General features: G+C 39.7%; 16 protein-coding genes. 8 read left to right on the forward strand and 8 right to left on the reverse strand.

All coding sequences use genetic code 11. From position 1 onward, the window contains the following. Positions 1 to 17 precede the first annotated feature (17 nt). On the reverse strand, positions 18 to 398 hold the full coding sequence (locus H5162_RS09540; RefSeq protein ID WP_145234895.1) for a DUF3192 domain-containing protein: 381 nt from the start codon (positions 396 to 398) through the stop codon (positions 18 to 20). Positions 399 to 561: 163 nt separating this feature from the next. Further along, positions 562 to 1,506 (reverse strand): D-2-hydroxyacid dehydrogenase, encoded by a 945-nt coding sequence (locus tag H5162_RS09545; RefSeq protein ID WP_182778370.1) that lies wholly within the window; start codon positions 1,504 to 1,506, stop codon positions 562 to 564. Positions 1,507 to 1,606: 100 nt separating this feature from the next. Here H5162_RS09545 and zntR point away from each other — a divergent pair, with 100 nt between their 5' ends. From zntR to H5162_RS09565, 4 genes are all read left to right on the forward strand, one after another. Then, positions 1,607 to 2,020 (forward strand): Zn(2+)-responsive transcriptional regulator, encoded by a 414-nt coding sequence (zntR, locus tag H5162_RS09550; protein WP_145234897.1) that lies wholly within the window; start codon positions 1,607 to 1,609, stop codon positions 2,018 to 2,020. Continuing rightward, entirely contained in the window at positions 2,004 to 3,284 is a 1,281-nt protein-coding gene (locus H5162_RS09555; RefSeq protein ID WP_182778372.1) for an SO_0444 family Cu/Zn efflux transporter, read from the forward strand. Before zntR ends, H5162_RS09555 begins: the two co-directional genes overlap by 17 nt. 158 nt (positions 3,285 to 3,442) lie before the next feature. Further along, positions 3,443 to 4,576: a 1-acyl-sn-glycerol-3-phosphate acyltransferase gene (locus H5162_RS09560; RefSeq protein ID WP_145234899.1), complete on the forward strand. Its 1,134-nt coding sequence runs from the start codon at positions 3,443 to 3,445 to the stop codon at positions 4,574 to 4,576. Between the two features lie 101 nt (positions 4,577 to 4,677). Further along, complete coding sequence (locus tag H5162_RS09565) at positions 4,678 to 4,923, forward strand: DUF1289 domain-containing protein (protein WP_145234900.1); 246 nt, start codon at positions 4,678 to 4,680, stop codon at positions 4,921 to 4,923. Here H5162_RS09565 and H5162_RS09570 read toward each other — a convergent pair. Further along, entirely contained in the window at positions 4,920 to 5,537 is a 618-nt protein-coding gene (locus tag H5162_RS09570) for a transporter substrate-binding domain-containing protein (RefSeq protein ID WP_145234901.1), read from the reverse strand. The two genes, H5162_RS09565 and H5162_RS09570, sit on opposite strands and share 4 nt — an antisense overlap. Positions 5,538 to 5,751: 214 nt before the next feature. Here H5162_RS09570 and H5162_RS09575 point away from each other — a divergent pair, with 214 nt between their 5' ends. Genes H5162_RS09575 through H5162_RS09585 form a run of 3 tightly spaced genes read left to right on the forward strand, consistent with a single transcriptional unit; the run spans position 5,752 to position 10,906 of the window. After that, a complete protein-coding gene (locus H5162_RS09575) occupies positions 5,752 to 5,955 on the forward strand; it encodes a DUF3283 family protein (protein WP_064667173.1) in 204 nt (67 codons plus the stop codon). Then, positions 5,955 to 6,359 carry a GNAT family N-acetyltransferase gene (locus H5162_RS09580; RefSeq protein WP_182731333.1) on the forward strand — a complete coding sequence of 135 codons (405 nt, stop codon included), beginning with the start codon at positions 5,955 to 5,957 and terminating at the stop codon, positions 6,357 to 6,359. Before H5162_RS09575 ends, H5162_RS09580 begins: the two co-directional genes overlap by 1 nt. A gap of 38 nt (positions 6,360 to 6,397) precedes the next feature. Beyond that, positions 6,398 to 10,906, forward strand: coding sequence for an EAL domain-containing protein (locus H5162_RS09585; protein ID WP_145234903.1), 4,509 nt, complete (start codon positions 6,398 to 6,400; stop codon positions 10,904 to 10,906). A gap of 451 nt (positions 10,907 to 11,357) precedes the next feature. On the opposite strand, the gene H5162_RS09590 is transcribed toward H5162_RS09585, so the two are convergent. From H5162_RS09590 to H5162_RS09610, 5 genes are all read right to left on the reverse strand, one after another. Further along, complete coding sequence (locus tag H5162_RS09590) at positions 11,358 to 12,317, reverse strand: ion transporter (RefSeq protein WP_145234904.1); 960 nt, start codon at positions 12,315 to 12,317, stop codon at positions 11,358 to 11,360. 155 nt (positions 12,318 to 12,472) lie between these two features. Then, on the reverse strand, positions 12,473 to 12,967 hold the full coding sequence (locus H5162_RS09595; RefSeq protein WP_182734555.1) for an adenylyltransferase/cytidyltransferase family protein: 495 nt from the start codon (positions 12,965 to 12,967) through the stop codon (positions 12,473 to 12,475). Beyond that, a complete protein-coding gene (locus tag H5162_RS09600) occupies positions 12,964 to 14,004 on the reverse strand; it encodes a M48 family metallopeptidase (protein ID WP_145234906.1) in 1,041 nt (346 codons plus the stop codon). Before H5162_RS09600 ends, H5162_RS09595 begins: the two co-directional genes overlap by 4 nt. A 30-nt stretch (positions 14,005 to 14,034) precedes the next feature. Beyond that, complete coding sequence (locus tag H5162_RS09605) at positions 14,035 to 14,967, reverse strand: uroporphyrinogen decarboxylase family protein (RefSeq protein WP_182734557.1); 933 nt, start codon at positions 14,965 to 14,967, stop codon at positions 14,035 to 14,037. A gap of 10 nt (positions 14,968 to 14,977) precedes the next feature. Then, entirely contained in the window at positions 14,978 to 17,632 is a 2,655-nt protein-coding gene (locus H5162_RS09610) for a bifunctional acetate--CoA ligase family protein/GNAT family N-acetyltransferase (RefSeq protein WP_182778374.1), read from the reverse strand. A gap of 170 nt (positions 17,633 to 17,802) precedes the next feature. Here H5162_RS09610 and H5162_RS09615 point away from each other — a divergent pair, with 170 nt between their 5' ends. After that, positions 17,803 to 18,519: an SIMPL domain-containing protein gene (locus H5162_RS09615; RefSeq protein ID WP_182731338.1), complete on the forward strand. Its 717-nt coding sequence runs from the start codon at positions 17,803 to 17,805 to the stop codon at positions 18,517 to 18,519. Position 18,520 lies beyond the last annotated feature (1 nt).

The raw sequence follows: 18,520 nt of genomic DNA on the forward strand, positions 1-18,520 counted from the left end.
CTGCTTTAGTTTTGTGTCTAAATGGCGCTAAGTGAATTATAAATACTATCACCCACACCAATCAGTTTCTCGTTTTTAAAGACCAGTGGAGTACATTCATCTTTTGTCATTTTTCCGTCAGAGTGAATACTGTGGGTGGCATAAAATAGTACTTGGTATACATCACCGTCTTTTTTTAATAATTCTGTAAAGTCGGGAGTTTTTAATTTATTTAATACATTTTGATAGCTGGTATCTAAAGTGAGCCCTGAGATGCTTTCACGATTAAATTGATGATGTTCTTCCCAGCTTGAACTATTACCAGCCCAGTGTGTTTGTGCTTCACCATCGGATACTGCAATTACACAACCAGTAAGAAGAGGGGCTGCAAGCGCGGCAATTAAAAGTACTTTTTTCATTATTTTATCCTGGATACTAAATATTGATTTTAATTTATCTATTAGCTAGCAAAGAACTAGCCAATATTTTATGTTATTTAAAATCAATGAATTAGATTTTTTTGTAAGGTGGTGAATTATATTTAACCACCTTTTATAGCGTGACTAACTAAAAGTTAGTTGATTAGACCAGTCTATTTAAACTTTCACCTTGGCTAAATGCGCTAATATTTAAGCTGACTTGCTTTACTAAGCGAATGATTGACTCTTCACTGGCCCATGCAATATGTGGAGTCAGTATTAAATTATCACCACGATAAGCGGCCAATGGATTATCCTTCGCAGCTGGTTCTTTACTTAATACGTCAAATCCCGCTCCTGCAATTTGGTTATTGCTCAGTGCGTTGGCTAAATCAGCTTCATTAACGATACCACCGCGCGCGGTGTTAATTAAAATGGCATTGGGTTTCATCATAGCAAGTTCAGCAGCACCAATCAGATCACGACTTTCATCGGTTAAAGGGCAGTGTACACTAATAACATCAGCTGTTTTTATTGCTTGGTAAAATTCTGTTCGGCCCTCTCTAGTTACTTGGTTTTTACGCTCACTGATAATTACATTGGCACCAAAAGCACGTGCAACATCCGCAACAGCTTTACCAAGCGAACCATAACCGATAATTGCCAGAGTTTTACCTCCTATATCATTAAAACGGTAATCAAGGCGGCAGAACATCTCGCTTTGTTGCCATAACCCTTGTTGGCAATCAGCAATGTAGCGGTGAGTATTACCCAGTAAATTGGTGAACAGTGCAAAGGTATGTTGTACAACCGAAGGTGTTGAATACCCGGCCACATTGGTAACGGCAATGCCAAACTCTTTAGCGGCGACTAAATCAACATTGTTAGTGCCAGTTGCGGCTACACATATGAGCTTTAATTCAGGGAGTTTTGCCAGTGTTTCGCGATTAAGTACCACTTTATTGGTGATCAAGACATCAGCGCCTGCACTATGCGCTAATACTTGTGCTGGACTGGTTAGTGAATAACTAGTGAAGTTGCCAAGTTTTTGAAAAGGTTCAAGGGATGTGCCTGCAAGCGTAGCAGTATCGAGAAGAGTAATATTCATGAGCTTTCCTTATAATAAAAATTTATAAATGCTTGACCTTGGTGTGTACTCTAAGGTTTATACTCAGCATCAGTTGATAATATGTTAATTGGAGACGGTGATGAAAATAGGCGAATTTGCCAGTCAATTAGGTGTCTCTACAGATACCCTAAGGTACTATGAAAAGCATGCTTTGTTAACGCCTTCAGCGCGAACGCAAGCAGGTTATCGAGATTATAGCCAAACCGATCTTAAGCAAATGATGTTTATTTTGCGCGCTAAAAATGTTGGCTTTAGCTTGGCTGAGATCAAAGAACTATTACAAATTAAATTTAAAAAACATCAGCATTCTTGCCATGAAGTTAAAAACTTAACAATACAAAAGCGTGACTTAGTCGCAGAGCGTATTGCTGAATTAACACGTTTTCATCAATCATTATCCGTGTTAGCTGATAAGTGCTGCGGAGGCAAAGAGCCCGCAGATAACTGTTCGATATTAACCACTTTGGAGGACATTGATGGACTTAATCAATAATTTTTGGCAGTTATTTTTATTATCTGCACCTTGGTTAATGCTCGGTTTATTAATAGCTGGGTTATTAAATGTGTACTTACCGGCTGATTTCTTAAATAAACACTTGGGAAAAGAAGGTTTTTGGACGACTGTTAAAGCTGCTTTAATTGGCGCACCAATGCCATTATGTTCGTGCGGTGTAATACCTGCTGCAATTGGTTTAAGACGTGCAGGCGCTTCAAAAAGTGCTACCACTGCGTTTTTAGTATCGACGCCAGAAACAGGGGTTGATTCGGTGTCGGTATCGTATGTGTTACTAGGTCCTTTTATGGCTATAATTCGTCCAATAGCGGCGATTTGCAGTGCTATTGTCGCTGGTGTCTTAGTGGGGCGTGATGCTGAAAAAACGCAAACTACAGATCACACCAGTGAAGTTAATAATGAGCAAAAGCGAGCAACGACAATAAGTTGTTGCTCAACGAAATCAGCAGTGGTCGAAGAGAAGGTTAGTTGCTGTTCAACGAAACCAGCAGCGGTCGAAGAGAAGGTTAGTTGTTGTTTAACGAAACCAGCAGCGGTTGAAGAGAAGATAAGTTGTTGCTCAACGAAATCAGCAGTGGTCGAAGAGAAGGTTAGTTGCTGTTCAACGAAACCAGCAGCGGTTGAAGAGAAGGCAAGTTGTTGCGATACATCAAGTGCAGCACCAGCCAGCCAATGGCAAAAGATGAAACAGGCAGTGAGTTTTAGCTGTAACAAATTGCTATCAGACACTATGAAGTGGTTAATGATTGGTTTGTTCTTTGCAGCCTTAGTGCAAACTTATGTACCAGAATCATTTTTAACCCAATGGGGCAGTGGTATTTTGGCTATGCTGGTGGTGATCGTGATTAGTATTCCCATGTATATTTGTGCGACCGCATCAACGCCGATTGCAGCTGGTTTGTTATTAAGTGGCGTAGCACCTGGCGCTGTTTTAGTCTTTATGTTGGCAGGTCCTGCCACTAATGTCGCGACGCTTGGCGTGGTTGCCAATGAGCTTGGTAAGCGTGCAGTGGTTGCTTATTTAGTTGGTGTAATAGGTGTCGCTTTGATATTTGGTTTTTTAACCGATTATTTAGTGGCTGAATTTGGCTTTGTTGTTACACCATTATTAGGTGATGAACATCAAGTGCTACCACATTGGTTAACCCTTCTCTGTGGTACTATTTTAGCACTGTTAATGGCGCGTTTAGTTCTTAAAGGAGCGTTTAGTAAATACCGCAGCACTGGTAAGAGCATTGCATAATTGAATGTTATTAAAAAGATTTTTAGCTGTTATAAAATATAAACAATGGACCAAATTAATGACTTAGTTCGCATTTTAGGTTGTCTGAGTTATAATCGCCTATAGAATATAAACGGTGCGCACGAGCGCACCGTTTTTTTAACTTTAAAGATGCAGTAATGAGTGAACCAGTGGACAAGTACGCAGATATAAGACCTTACAATGATGATGAAGTAGCCGCTTCGGTTGCACGCTTGATTGATGATAATGCGTTTATTGATGTAGTTGCAAAATATAACTTACCGCGTTTTTTATCAGCCGTACCCTTTTTATCTAGAACATTGGTAAAGTATCAGTTACGTAAAAAGTGGGGCGCTATCAACAGTGTTGAGCAAGTTCAACAAATCGTTGCTAAGTATTTAGCACAGCTGGTAAAACGCACCACAACTGAGGTGACCTTTTCTGGTTTGGATCAACTCGATCCAAAGCAAGCGTATTTGTTTATCTCAAATCATCGCGATATCGTACTTGATCCTGCTTTAATTAATTGGGGCTTATTCAGTCACAAAATGAAGACAGTCCGTATCGCCATCGGTGATAACTTACTGCAAATCCCTTATATCACCGAACTGATGCGTTTAAATAAAAGCTTTATTGTTAAGCGCTCAGTTAAAGCGCCAAAAGAAATGCTTAGAGCACTATCGCAGCTTTCAGCTTATATTTACGATTCGCTTGCTGGTGGTGATTCAATTTGGATTGCACAAAAAGAAGGCCGCGCTAAAGATGGCTTTGATCAAACAGATCCTGCGCTACTTAAAATGTTGCAGCTTAATGGTCGTAAGCAAAAGAAAGAGTTTGCTGAGTATGTACGTGAGCTAAAAATTGTACCAGTATCAATTTCATATCAATATGAACCTTGTGCAACAGCTAAAGCCAGAGAGCTTTATCATAAGCAGCATCATGGTAAATATGTAAAGTCAGCGGGTGAAGATATTGCCAGTATTGTTGAAGGTTTTAGTACCGCCAAAGGGCATGTTCATTTAGCATTTGGGCAACCAATTGAAGACGGGTGTGAATCACCAGAGCAGCTGGCAAAAACCATCGATGAGCAAATTATTGATTCGTTCTTTTTACACCCAGGAAATTATATCGCTGGTGGCTGTAAACAGGCGGTGATTAATAAAGCCGATGCTCAGGCATTTGAGATGCGTATGGCGCGTGTTCCAGATGAATTAAAACCTCTGGTGTTAGCTATGTACGCTAAGCCATTTCATCGTAAGGTTGAGTTTAATAGTAGCGAAAGCGGCCAATAACTAATGTAAAACATCTTCAAAAAAACCGTAATTAAGTTACGGTTTTTTTTCGTTTAAAAAACGGGCTATACTAAAGTTGTGTTTATTGGCCGATGTTTGTTATGCAACAAATTGAAATTTTTGAAATTCCAAGTCCTTGCAAAGGCATTTGCGAGGTAAATAACCGAGGCTATTGCAAAGGCTGCTATCGAAGTCGGGAGGAGCGCTTTGGTTGGAATTCATTTTCAAACGTAGAAAAAAAGCAAGTCATTAGTTTGTGTCAACAGCGTTATAAACGTTACTTGCAAAAGCGCCAAGCACTTATCGCTAAGTCAGCACCATCGGAGCAGGGGGATTTTGGTTTTTAATCAAGATTATGTTTAGCCCTGAGTAAACGAACTGTGCCATTTTCATTGAGTTTATGCAGTTCTTTTTCAAGCTTAGGAATTAATGCGCTATGGCGTGAATGCAAAAAGTGATAGCTTTTTATTGGTGCCAGTATTTCAGTTTGAAATTGCTTAACATTAAACTGAGGGTGTTTAGTAGACAATAAAAAGTCGAGTAAAATCACACCTTGTACTTTACCTTGAGTGAGTAAATTAAGTTGAGCAGTGACGCTTTTCACCTTAATAATGTCACCAATAAAAGGGTGTTCGTTAAGGTAACTCTGCGCTGCAGGATAACCAACTTGAATGGCGATATTGTCTAGCTGCTCAAATGTACATTGTTGGCAGTTTTTTAATAGCACAAGGTTAAACTCAAATAGCGCAAAGTTAACCGGATGCAAGTTTTGATATTGTTGACTGATACTGGCCACTCGCCCTAATTGGCCATCAAGCGTGCCATTGTTCGCTGCAGATAAAGCGCTTTGGTGATTAAAGTCAATAATATGTACATCATAGCCAAGTTCCTTATATGCAAGGGTCATCAGCTCAATCACATAGCGAGCCTGTGGGGTATCGGCTGGGCGATTAAACAGCATATGTTGCGTGTTCGCTATAGTGCTCAGTGGCGTTAGTGAATAACAGAGCAATATGAGATAAAAAAAGCACTTAATCACAGCGTTTCCATATTAGGACTAAAAACGCCACCAATCTACGTTTAAAAGCTAAAAAGCGCAAGTTTAGCCGTGACTCTTTTAGGCAAATGTTTGTTATACTCTGGGCATTAATATGATTAGTAATAACTGGTAATTTATGTCGTTTAACTTATGCTTACTACCTCGTGAACAAAAATATCAAATTCAATTGGATTACGAGGCATCGTTTTGGGCTTATCAAATAAAGCGTGGTAAGAGTACTCGTGAGCAAATATACAATACAATTCATAGTCGGCCAGTGGCAGAGCAGATGTTTTTGAAGCAGCAATTTGAACAATATTTAGCGACGATGCAAAGTTAATGACGGCATTGCGTTTTGAATGCCTAGAGCCAATTAAAACCCCTTTAGTGAATAAGTTTTACGATCAATATAAAGCCCGAGGTCGGGCAACCAGACAAGATCAAGTGTGGGTTGTTTATAATGACTTAGTTATTGTCGCGGCATGCAGAATTCAAAATCGCAGTGATTATTTGTTTTTGTCTACCTTGCTGGTTGCACCTGCTTGGCGCGGTCAAGGAATTGCAAAAAAACTACTAATTCATACCTTGTCTAATCAAAATTCACTCGTTTATACATTTGCTTATAACTATTTAGCTGATTTTTATCAATCAATTGGCTTTAACTTTGTGTTAACATTGCCACCACCTTTAGATACACTCTTTACTGTCTATCAGCAACGAAATATCGTAGCTATGCAGTGCTAGTAAAAATAATTTGTTAAAACAACCACGTGGAAATTTAGATGGGTCAATGGTTTAAGGCTAGTGTGTTCTTTTTGTTAGCCGCCTTTGTTGTTGCTAGCCAAGCTACTATGGCGCAGGTAAAACGCTTATCGCCAAGTGAAGGTTTATCACAAAGCTATGTCAATACCATGTTGATAGATAAAAGCGGCTATCTTTGGTTGGCGACTGAAGGAGGCTTAAATCGTTACGATGGCTATCAGGTAGTACATATTGCAGGGCCAAACGGGGAATTAGATGAAGCAATTATTGACCTTATATATCAAGACCCGGATGGTTATATTTGGATTGCATCGTTAGTTGCAGGGCTGTTTCGCTATGATCCAAGTACCGATAGTTATCAACAATTTTTATCAAAACCCACCAGTGAAGAACAAGTCTTAAGTCAGTCTGTATTTAGTATGGTTGCCACCGATAATAAGTCATTATGGATTGGCCGTGGTTGGGACTTTGCTCGCCTTGATTTAGCGACGGGCCAAATTGAGACTATTTTTGAATTACCAGAGCGCACTCGTAATACCGTGATCCGCGATTTATTACATTACAAAGGTTATATCTTCATTGCCGCCAGTACTGGCGCATATGTCTATCATATAGCAACTGGGCAATACCGAAAATTAGAGCATTTAAGCACCGAGCCAGACCATGTGTATCAAAATTATATAAAGTCGTTTGCAATAGGCGAAAATGAGCAACTGTTAGTGGGGGCCGTACGTGGTTTATATCAAGTTGATATTAGTGATTTACCGAGTATGTTTGAGCGCCCAGATGTGCCTTTTAAAAATAAAACCATATTGAACGATCTTAATATTTGGAAAATAATAAATGACCATGGGGTGCTTGATTTAGGCACCGATAAAGGTTTATTTAGTCTCGATTTGAATAGCGGTGAGCTGACTAAAAATAATAGAGTAAAAGAAAGTAAATACTCACTGGCAGATCCAAGTGTTATCGATATTGTCAAAGATAGTAACGGCGCTATGTGGACAGCTACTAAAAGTGATGGGGCATTTTATTTACCTTATGATAATTATCATTTTGAAAATGTTAATGCCAGCATGCTCTCCGGTGATGGTTTATCGCACCCTTCTATTTGGGGCATAACCGAGTATGAAGATAAACTCTGGCTAGCAACTCATAATGGTTTAACTGCGGTTGATTTAAAAACTAATCAAGGGCAAGTGTTTTTAAAAGATTATCAAGCTGATTTGTTTACCACTGAATTTAATATCTACGCTATTTCTCCTTATAAAGATAAATTGTGGCTGCGTACTAATCGCGGGATTTTTAGTTTTGATCCGCATAGCTATGAAATTTTTCCTGCAACAACAGCCGACCCAAGCCAGCAACACCTGATCACAGGGTGGATACATGGCTCAGTATTGATGCCAAATGGTGAATTATTTTATGTTCATTCTGATCATGGCATGTTTGTTTATAATATCGACAGCCAAAAGATCACTCCTTTAGGTGGTGAATTTGAAAAGTTTGAACCGTTTTTAGCTTATGGTTTCTTACCGCCTTTATCTACCAAACCTGACTCCCCGTTATTTTATAATGCAGGGGTGCTTTATCAGGTTGATCCAAACTCATTTGCTTTAACAAAAATCTATACCGTGCCACAGCAACACGAAAATGTAGCCGTTAATGTAATGTCTTATATTGTTGATAATAATAATGTGCTGTGGATCACGTTATCGAATTTTGGCTTAATTGGTCTTGATGCATCGAATTACAAGCTGTTGTATACCATAGATTTAGATAAAAATAAGCTCGGCACCTTATTGTACGATATGGTGTTAGATGATGCTGGAATGATCTGGATGAGTAGTCATAAAGGGATCTGGCGATTAAATCCAGAAAACAAACATTTTCAGCAATTTACGACATCAGAAGGACTGGTCTCTACCGAGTTTAATAGTGGTGCATTTACGCGTTTAAAAACCGGCCAAATAGTCTATGGTACGTTAAAGGGATTTAGTTATTTTTACCCAAATGATAATCAACCTAGGCATGGTTTAATTGATCATGTAAATATAACCAGCATTGATTTGATGTCTCGTGAATTATCTACGGATCTTAAGCAACCAATAAAAACAATCACCTTAGAGCACGACGATATAGGTCTTGAAGTGGCTTTTTCGGCAATGGCATTTAACTACCAAGAACGTATTATTTATGAGTATCAACTCTCTGATGGGCAAAAGTCTTATACCCGTAATAATAACCGAGTGCTATTTCCAAAACTTAACCCCGGCAAATACCAACTAAAAATTTGGGCTAAAGATCCGCTTACTGGCGACTACACACAACCGGCAGTATTGGACATTGTGGTAAAATACCCGCTATGGCGCGCGCCTCAGTTTATAGTGCTTTACGCACTGGTGTTTTTTGGATTAGTTGCGGCTTGGATTATGCGTCGTAATCGAATTCAGCAATTATTATTAGCAGCCCATAGAGAAAGCCAAGAAAGTGAAGCGCGCTTAAAGTTAGCATTAGAGGGCAGTCGTTCAGGGGTTTGGGATTGGCAATCTTCAAGTCCAATCATTTATCAACCACGACTTAAAAATGAGCTGGGTTATGATGTTGAATCGGTTAATTTGGATGATTATTTAGCAAAAATACATCCTAAAGATAAACAACATTTTCGTATCGAATGGTTAGAATTTTTATCCACCGAGAAAGGCTATTTTAACTGCACCTATCGTTTACGCCATAAATTAGGCTATTGGCGCTGGTATAAAGACTTTGGCAAAGTGGTTGCTTGGCAAGGAAGTACACCCGAGAAAGTGGCCGGCACTTATACTAATATGACTCGTGAATTAGTGTTTGAAGAACATGCCCGTTTATTTGGCGCAGCATTTGAGCAAACCCGCGATTGGGTCTTTATTCTGGATAAAAGTTTACGTATTTTAGCTACCAACAAAGCACTGCAGAGCGCATTTAACTTTCCTGTTGATTATCGTTCTAGCTGCTCATTACACTTAGGGTTAAGTCGTGTTGTAAGGGTTAACTATTTACGTGTAATGAAGGAATTGCAAGCTGGTGAACATTTTTCTGCAGAAGATACCGTTTATTTAGCTAATGGTGAATCTCGCCATGTATTAATTAAAGTCAGTGCTGTGGCAGATACTGAACAACGCTTAGAAAGCTATGTGGTTATCCTCACTGATATTAATGCGCAAAAGTTAGCTGAAAATGAATTGTTTTTATTAGCAAATTACGACAGTTTAACGGGGTTACCAAATCGTACTTTATTTAATGACCGGGTTGAACACGCACTTGAACAGGCAAAAGGCCAAAATTCAAAAGTAGCGTTACTCAATATTAATATCAAACGTTTTAAGTATTTTAATGACTCGCTAGGGCATGAAGCTGCCGATGAGATAATAAAGGCGGTGGCATTGCGGATCAAATCGCGTGTACAGGCCAAAGATAGTGTTGCCCGTTTTAGCGGTGATGAATTTATGTTGTTAGTCGAGGGCATTCAACAAATCGAAGAGGTTGTTTTACTGTGCGTTAAGTTGATGGCCAGCTTGAATGACAACATCATTATTAACAACCAAGCGATTAGTGTCAGTTTAAGTATTGGCGTGGCGATTTCGCCTGATGATGCACTCAGTGCTAAAAGTTTAATTAAAGCGGCTGATATTGCACTGTATCATTCGAAAAAGAGCTTGGAAGGTTGTTATCAATTTTATAAACAAGAAATGAATCAGCATGTACAACGCTCTCTGCATTTAGAATCACAATTAACTCAAGCCTACCAAAATCATGCGTTTTGTAATCATTACCAAGTGATTGTTAATGCTAAAACTCATCAGGCCGAAGGGCTGGAAGTATTGCTGCGTTGGCCAGAAAATAACAGCTATGAAACGCAAGAGTTTGCGCTTGCTGCTGAGAGTATAGGTTTGATCACAAAAATTATGTTGCAAACCTTAGCTAGAGCGTTGATTGAACTTAAACAGTGGCAGTTACAAAAGCCTGACTTGTATGTGTCTATTAACCTGTCTGCACTGGATTTTGAGTATAAAAATTTAGTTGATGAAATTCGCAGTGCGCTAATTAATGCTGATGTATCAGCCAGCTCTGTGGTGTTTGAAATTACAGAATCAGTGCTGATGCATGATTCACCGCAAGCGTTAAATAGCATGTCAAAGTTGAAGCAACTAGGTTGTCGCTTATATATGGATGACTTTGGTACAGGTTATGCTTCACTCACTTATTTAAAGCGCTTTCCGATCGATGTACTGAAAATTGATCGCAGTTTTGTAACTGATATTGGTATAGATAGTGACGATGAAGCGATTATTCAGTCAACGCTTGCATTGGCGAAAAGCTTAGGTAAAGAATGCGTCGCAGAAGGCGTTGAAACTAAGCAGCAGCTTACCTTTTTGCGCAACTTAGGCTGTAATTTATTTCAGGGCTATTTATTCAGTAAACCAATCCCAGGTGATGATGTAAGCGCATTATTAAATAAAGACTGGCAGTCGTTGTTGAATGAAGACTAATGCTAGCTAGAGTTTTATTAAATGGTGAAAATATCAGTGCCGAGTTTATAAATGGTTACTTTTTTGAATTTTTAAGCTTAACTTGTTTTAGCAAAAAAATAACTATTATGAATCAAGGAAGTTATGAAGCCTGAGAAGCCTACTATTATGGATATGTCCGAATTTAAGCCATCAGCGAGATGTCCTAATTGTAATTTGATTATGTACTTAGGAAACAGGTGCCCGCATTGTGATTATTTGCTCAGTCATACGGAGCAAAAAACTCAAAGAGAATTTTGGCTTAAAGTTCGAAATACTGGCTATATAAAAGGTATGGTCTTCTTTGCTTTCTTCTTTTTTATAGCTTGGGTTTTATTTGCTGAGTCATAACGTTTTTGAGATTCAACACTACAATTAAACCAATCGCGGTGTTGATGCCCTAAACAGTTGAAATTTTAACTAGAAGCTATATCTAGTCTTGGCGTTCACCGCAGTGACGACAATAAAGGTTTTTAGTGCGTGCACTAAGTTGAGACTTAATTGCTTTGTTTGCTTCTTGCTTACTTAAACCAAGCTTACAGCGCAAATTCTCTAGATGCTCCAGTTGCGCATCATCTAGTTTGCCATCTAGCTCGCCATCATGCAGACATTCATGCACCGCATCACTAAACATGATCCTACGCTTACGTAGCTGTTCAGAGAAACTCGAAGCTAATAAGCCGGTGGGTATTGCTACCATTCCCATACTCAGTAACGTGATCACGCCGCCAAAAAAACGCCCTAGCGGTGTTACTGGCACAACGTCACCATAACCTACAGTGGTCAGCGTTGCCATTGCCCACCACATTGCCGCAGGAATGGAGCCAAATTTATCCGGTTGTATATCGTGTTCAATTAAATAAATTCCGCAGGAAGCTAAAATTAGCACCACTGCCATTATAAAGAATGCGGCCAAAAGCGAACTGCTTTCATCACGAAATGATTGTAAAAGTAGCTGCATTGCTCGTGAGTAACGAGTGAGCTTAAAAACACGTAGGAGTCTGAGCACTCTTAAAAAACGTAAATCAAAGGTGATAAACATCATTAAGAGCGTGGGCAGGATTGCCATGAGATCAATTAAGGCTAAAGGAGAGAGTAAATATTTTAAACGGCGTTGAAAATTACCACAGTCTAGACTTTTGTACTCGGCACGTTCTACGCATGACCAAAGGCGAAGTAAATACTCGATGGCAAAAATACTAACCGAGACAAGCTCAAGTATTAAAAATTCATACTTATATTGCTGAGCCAAACTGACCACGGATTCAAGCACAATTGCAATCACATTAATCATTATCAGCGATATTAGAAATATATCGATGTAATGACCAGTCTTACGGTACTCCCCATTACCTTCAAAAAATAGCGCTGTGCGTTTACGTAAATTATTCAAATTAAATCCGTGTTCTTTTAAAAATAATACTGGTTTAGAGTTTAGCTTATAGCGACTATTCAAAGGCTATAAATATGGTTATGTCAGATTGTACATTGTCGTATTGAGTGTGCATATAAGCGGTAAAAACTTGTAATGTAGAATTAAAACGTGCATTACAAACTATCGGAATAAGATGTGATTATTTTTTTCTTAATACCCGAGCTCGAAATATTAGGTGTTTGTGGTGCAAACATGACATCAATATCGTACGCTTGTAATGCATCAGCGGCTTCATTCCAGCGCTCACTATTTTGCCATTGCCCGCCAACAACCACCTTATTTACTCCCCATGCTTGTATCCATTTACAAGTGCTCTGAGTCTTTACTATTGGACTTGGCACTAAGGCAACGTGATCCACGATCGCCAGTGCGCTTATAATCGCCATTCTTTCATGCTGATTAATGATCGGAAACGTATTTTTATTTTCAAAGCATAAGTCATCTGACGCAACCGCAACAAACAGTTCGCTTCCTTGTGCTTTAGCAAATTTTAAATAATTTAAATGACCAATATGAAATAAGTCAAATACACCAAGAGCCAAACAGCGCGTATTATGACTGCTTTTATTATCTGAATTTAAGCTATGTATTTGTGAGTTTAGAGTCATGTAGGCATACTTTCGGCTTTATCGGTTAATTTTTTTATTAATTCGTCGTTATTATCAAAAAAAGTAAGTTGGTTTAATATGTGTTTTAATTTCCCCCATTCACTCATTAAGCATAACTTATAAAGCCTTGAATACACAAAGCACTGTGTTAATAACGAGAATGAGCGAATATTTTTTGCGCATAAAATAGTATCAAAAAGAGGGTCGGGTGTTTGCCAATCTCCATAAAGCGCACTTAATATCAGTTCAGGTTGTGCTAGATGCCATACGTTGCCAAAGGGAGTTGTTTTTTCTACTAAATTTAAGGTTGGATATTGTGTAATTCTATTCCACTCAAAGGGAATATCACTCATCCAAAGCCCACAAATAGTTTGTTGGTTGGCGGTATCAACACCAAAGCCACAAATGTCCAAGGTCACTCCATCTGGGTGAGCAAAGCATCGTGGGTTAATTAAGTCATAAGAGCGCATATGTTCATGCCAGCCTTGGCTTTTTAAAAGTGTAATAGCCTGCTCCATTTGCCCCCAATCAACTCCAATATCAATATCTTTATCAAAAGGGAGAATTGCACCTTCGCGTATGATGCCCAATAAGCTACCTGCTGTGGCAAAGGATTTAATGTTTTCTTGGCGTAAAAGGGCAAGGGTTTTCCATAGCAAGGCCTCATGTATTTTGGTATCGAATTCAACTTTTGGTTGTTGTTTGTAGCTATGGATGGGTGGAGTGTCTAAAAACATCTCTAATGCATGGCGATATTGTGCAACCGCTAAGGGAAGCTCACGTGCTTGTTGGTAGCACATACCTAAGGTATAACTAAGCTCACTTGAAGCTGGGTGTGCTGCCATGCAAGCTATTAATGGCGCTATGTGATTTTTTGCTGTGCCCTCTATCAGTGCTATTTCGGTCAAATAACGATGTGCAATCAAAGATGAGTGGTCTTTGCTCAGTACATATTTAAATTTTGCCTGCGCTAATTGGTATTGGTTTTTTTGGTATAACTCAATGCCTTTTATTAACTCTGTATGTATTATGCTCAATTGATTATTTTCCGTAGATATAAATAAAAATCACAGTTCTTTCACAATAGAACATGTTATTAATAATGTATTGTTTTTAATGCTTACAGGTAGAGTGCAGCTTGGGGCAATAATGACTCTATTAAGGTCTAAGTTGCGGCGGCAGTATAATAAAAATTGTTCAATTTCTTCCGTTTTAAGTGGGCGCGGTAATAATAATTTATCCAATAGCCCTACAAATGTAATATCAGGGAAGCTAGTGAGCAAAGCTTTTATAGATACCACATCGTGGCAGTCATCAATTGATAGTAAAGAGAACCTGTTACTATCTAGGTAATCAAAATAAATGGAAGAACTGCAATGATAGTGAAGAAGGTGGTTTTGATGTGTTAACTGCGCTATGCATTGTTCATCATAAGGCGCTACAAGTGTTTTAAATTGCTGATAACTGCAAAATGCACCACAAGCATGAAAGCTGCAGTAGTAAATTCTAACATTTTTAATTAATAGTAAAGCTTCAATATATTGTGCTGTTATATCACTTAATAAAGATAACATCTTTTTGTAAGGTGCGCGCTCTAACTCGGCTGCAGTTAATGTACCCGCAAGCATTGAATTTAAATGATAAAGCGGAGAGTAAACCGTTGCAAAACACAGTTTGTTCTCATTGCTAAAGTGCTCGCTAACACGTTTATGTGCTTCAATATTTATGAGTAGTTGCGGACAATCGTTTAATTCTTTAGGGCTTTTTTTATCATCTAACAAAGCTGATAAACTATGGGGGTAGCTGTTTTTTTCAACTGTTCCTAATGGGTTATGTTTGAAGTGCCGTTTAATGCCAAATGCGCTACATACACTATTACTATTACAGCTCAGTTTTATAAAGCAATGATCATGAATATCTTGGTATCTAATAACTGACTTTGCTAGTAAGTCAGCATTTAAGTCGATATTAGGCCAGTGTTTCCAGCTCGTTACTTTCAACTATAGTCCCTTATAACTTCAGTACCATGTTTATACTGCCTTCTTCAAAGTCGCGGCTGATCTTAAAGCCTAGTTTTCGGGCTAATTCAATCATTCCGGTATTTTCCGGCAGGGTGATACCCTCAATAAATTGTACGCCTTGGCTTTGACAATACTCAATAGCGGCGCGCATTAATAAGCCACCTAAGCCAAGGCCTTGGCAGTTTGAGCGTACTACTATAGCAAATTCGGCATGCACTTTATCTGGGTCCATTAACACCCGAGAGACGCCAAGCGTGGCGTTGTCTTGAGTGATAATAAACGCCATTTCACGATCGTAGTCAATTTGCGTCATTTTAGCGAGTTGATCGTGGTTAAATTGCGGCAGCTCACCAAAAAAGCGCTTGTAGCGATCTTCTTTGCTGAGAGATTGATCAAACTCTTGGTGCGCTTGTTCATCTTCTGGCTTTATTGGTCTGAGTGTCGCAAGGGTATTATTTTTAAGCGTCACTTGTTTAACCAGCTCAATTGGGTAAGGGCGAATAGATAAGCGTTTACGATGTGATTGTACTTGGTAGTGACTCAGGGTCATGGTGGCATCAAGCACCAAAAACTGGCCATTACTGGCTAAAATAGGATTTAACTCAAGCGAAGTTATATCGGGTTGATCAATTACCAGTTGTGAAATTCGCGTAAGCAATGCACACAGGCGATACTTATCAACTTTCTCAGGCAAAATGCGATCTTTAAGCACGCCTTTATCATGCGCCGCAGCAATTAAATATTTTGCTAAGTTCATATTCAAAGGTGGTAAAGCAACCGCTGCTTGAGCAAACTCTAGACCTGTGCCGGCTTCTCCTAGAAGTATTACAGGACCAAAATTAGACTCAGTTTTTACGGCAATGCGTAGTTCATTGGCCCCCGCTCTGGGAGCCATTTTTTGTAGCGAAAAACCTTCAATAATCGCATCAGGGTAGGTGTTTCTTATTCTTAATAACATTGCAAAAGCGGTTTGCTCAACTTCTTGTGCGTCATTGAGATTAAGTACTACACCACCGACTTCTGATTTAGATGGAATGCTAGGGCTGATCAGTTTCAGTGCCACAGGAAAGCCTAGCTCTATGGCTTGCTCTTTTGCTTCTGTCGGCGTGTATGCGACCTCGGTTTGAATACATTCAACGCCATAGTGAGCGAGTATTTGGCTGGCTTGATGGGTGGATAGATAGCTTTGCTGCTCTGCTAAAAACTCATTCACGAGCGCTTTTGCTGCGTGTTTATTGATTTTAGCGTCATCTGTGTTTGACTCTGGAGTTTGGGTTAAATGTTTTTGATTACGGCGATAACTTACTAAGTGCATAAAGGCACGAACTGCGCCCTCTGGGGTGCGATAAGTAGGAATGCCGTAGTTGCTACATACACGACGGGCGGCATAGGCGGCATCTTCGCCCATAAAATTTGTGATCACATAAGGACGCGCCATTTTCGGTAGTTTATTCAACGTTTCAGCGATAATTAATGCATAGTCTTCACTTGGCGCAAGGGCCGATGGCGTGTGAATGATCAGTAGATTTTTTACTTCCTTAGCATGCAATAAAATTTCCAGTGCTTGTTGGTAGCGTGCCGGAACTGAGTCACCAAAAATGTCCACCGGATTAGAGGTCATATCCGATTGTGGGATCACTTTATTGAGCGCCGCACGGGTTTCTTCACTTAATTGTGTCAGCTTACCAGAACTTTGTAATAAGCTATCAACGGCCATTACGCCGGGGCCGCCGCCATTGGTTAAAATGGTGAGTTGTTCCACCTTTAATAATTTAGGATGCATGGCCAGTGTTTGTGTAGCAGCAAACAGTTCAGTTAAATCATTTACCCGTAACATACCTGCGCGTTGGAAGAGGGCGTCATACACCGCATCTGAACTTTGCTTGCCGCCAGTGTGAATTTCGGCAGCAAGTGCTCCAGCCGCTGTTTTACCGGTTTTAATGGCGATCACCGGTTTACTAAACGCAGCGGCACGAGCAGCTGAAATAAAGCTGCGGATATTCTCAATGTTATCGATGTACAGCAAAATAGCCTTCGTTTTTGCATCGCGACCTAAAAAGTCGAGTAGTTCAGCAAAGTCGATATCTAAACAATCTCCCACAGAGACAAAGTATGAAAAGCCAATTTCTTTATGTTTTGCCCAATCTAAAATAGTGGAGCACACAGCTGCGGACTGTGAAATAAACGCTAATTTACCAGGGCTTGCGATAGTGTGAGAAAAACTCGCATTGAGGCCAATATGAGGGATCAACAAACCCAAACAATTAGGGCCAAGTAACGATACTTTGGCTTGTTTAGCGGCTTCTTGCAGTGCTGTTTTTTGTTCATGATTGAGTCCGGCTGCGATCACAATCGCATTTTTACAGCCAAACTCTCCAAGCTCTGCAATGATATTAAGTAGAGTGTGTTTGTTCGTACAAATAACCGCAAGGTCCGGTATTTTCGGTAGCGCCGCAATAGACGGGTAGGCCAACACGCCATGTACGGCGCTATTAGTCGGGCTTACTGGCATGATAGGGCCGTTAAATCCGCCTTGTAATAAGTTGCGCATTACTACAAATCCTGCTCGGGAAACGTTATTCGATGCACCAATCACGGCAACCGAAGTCGGATTGAAAAACTGACTAATGCGTTTTACACTCATGGTCTTTCCTTGCGGGTTATTTGTTTTTTAGCACGACGATGCAATAGAATCTTTTTGCTAACGACGCTCGCATCTTGAGGTGGTTTGGGTATATGCTCAATGTAACCTGTTTAAGTTGATTTTTCGAGCATCAAACCAACTTAACATTGATAATTATCAAAGGAACCTAAATGAATAAGCCAAATGGATATTACCAGTTGCTTGGCGCAGCTGTATTGAGTGTCGCTATACTTGGCTGCGGATGGATTTTAAAATCAGCAGCGCTTGATGTAAAAAATATGGAACGCACGGTTGAGGTTAAAGGATTAGCAGAGCGTGAAGTAACTGCTGATACAGTGATCTGGCCGGTACAATTTAGTGATGCGGACAATAACCTCGAAAAGTTAGTTGAACGAGTTGAGCAGAAAAATGCCGCAGTGATCGCTTTTTTAAAACTGCATGGCTTTGATGAACAAGAGATCAGCCAAGGTAGGCAATCAATTGTTGATAAACAAGCGCGCGAATATGGCGCTGATAATCAACAGTTTCGCTATATTGCCCGCGCAAATATTACCGTGTATTCGCAGCAGCCTGATAAAGTGCAAAACGCCTTAACTAAGGTGGGCCAGCTAGCCAAACAAGGTATTGCGATTGTGCAAGATAACTATGAAACCCGCATTGAATATTTGTTCTCTGGGCTAAACGATATAAAACCAGCAATGGTGCAAGAAGCCACCGAAAAAGCTCGCGAAGTGGCATTAAAATTTGCCAAGGACTCACAGTCAAAACTAGGTAAAATTCGCACCGCAAGACAAGGGCAGTTTAGTATAATCGACCGAGATTCAAACACTCCGCAGATCAAAAAAGTGCGAGTTGTAACCAGCGTTGAATATTATTTATCTGATTAAT

This window comes from Pseudoalteromonas sp. SR41-8, assembly GCF_014163915.1.
Classification (GTDB): Bacteria; Pseudomonadota; Gammaproteobacteria; order Enterobacterales; family Alteromonadaceae; genus Pseudoalteromonas; species Pseudoalteromonas rhizosphaerae.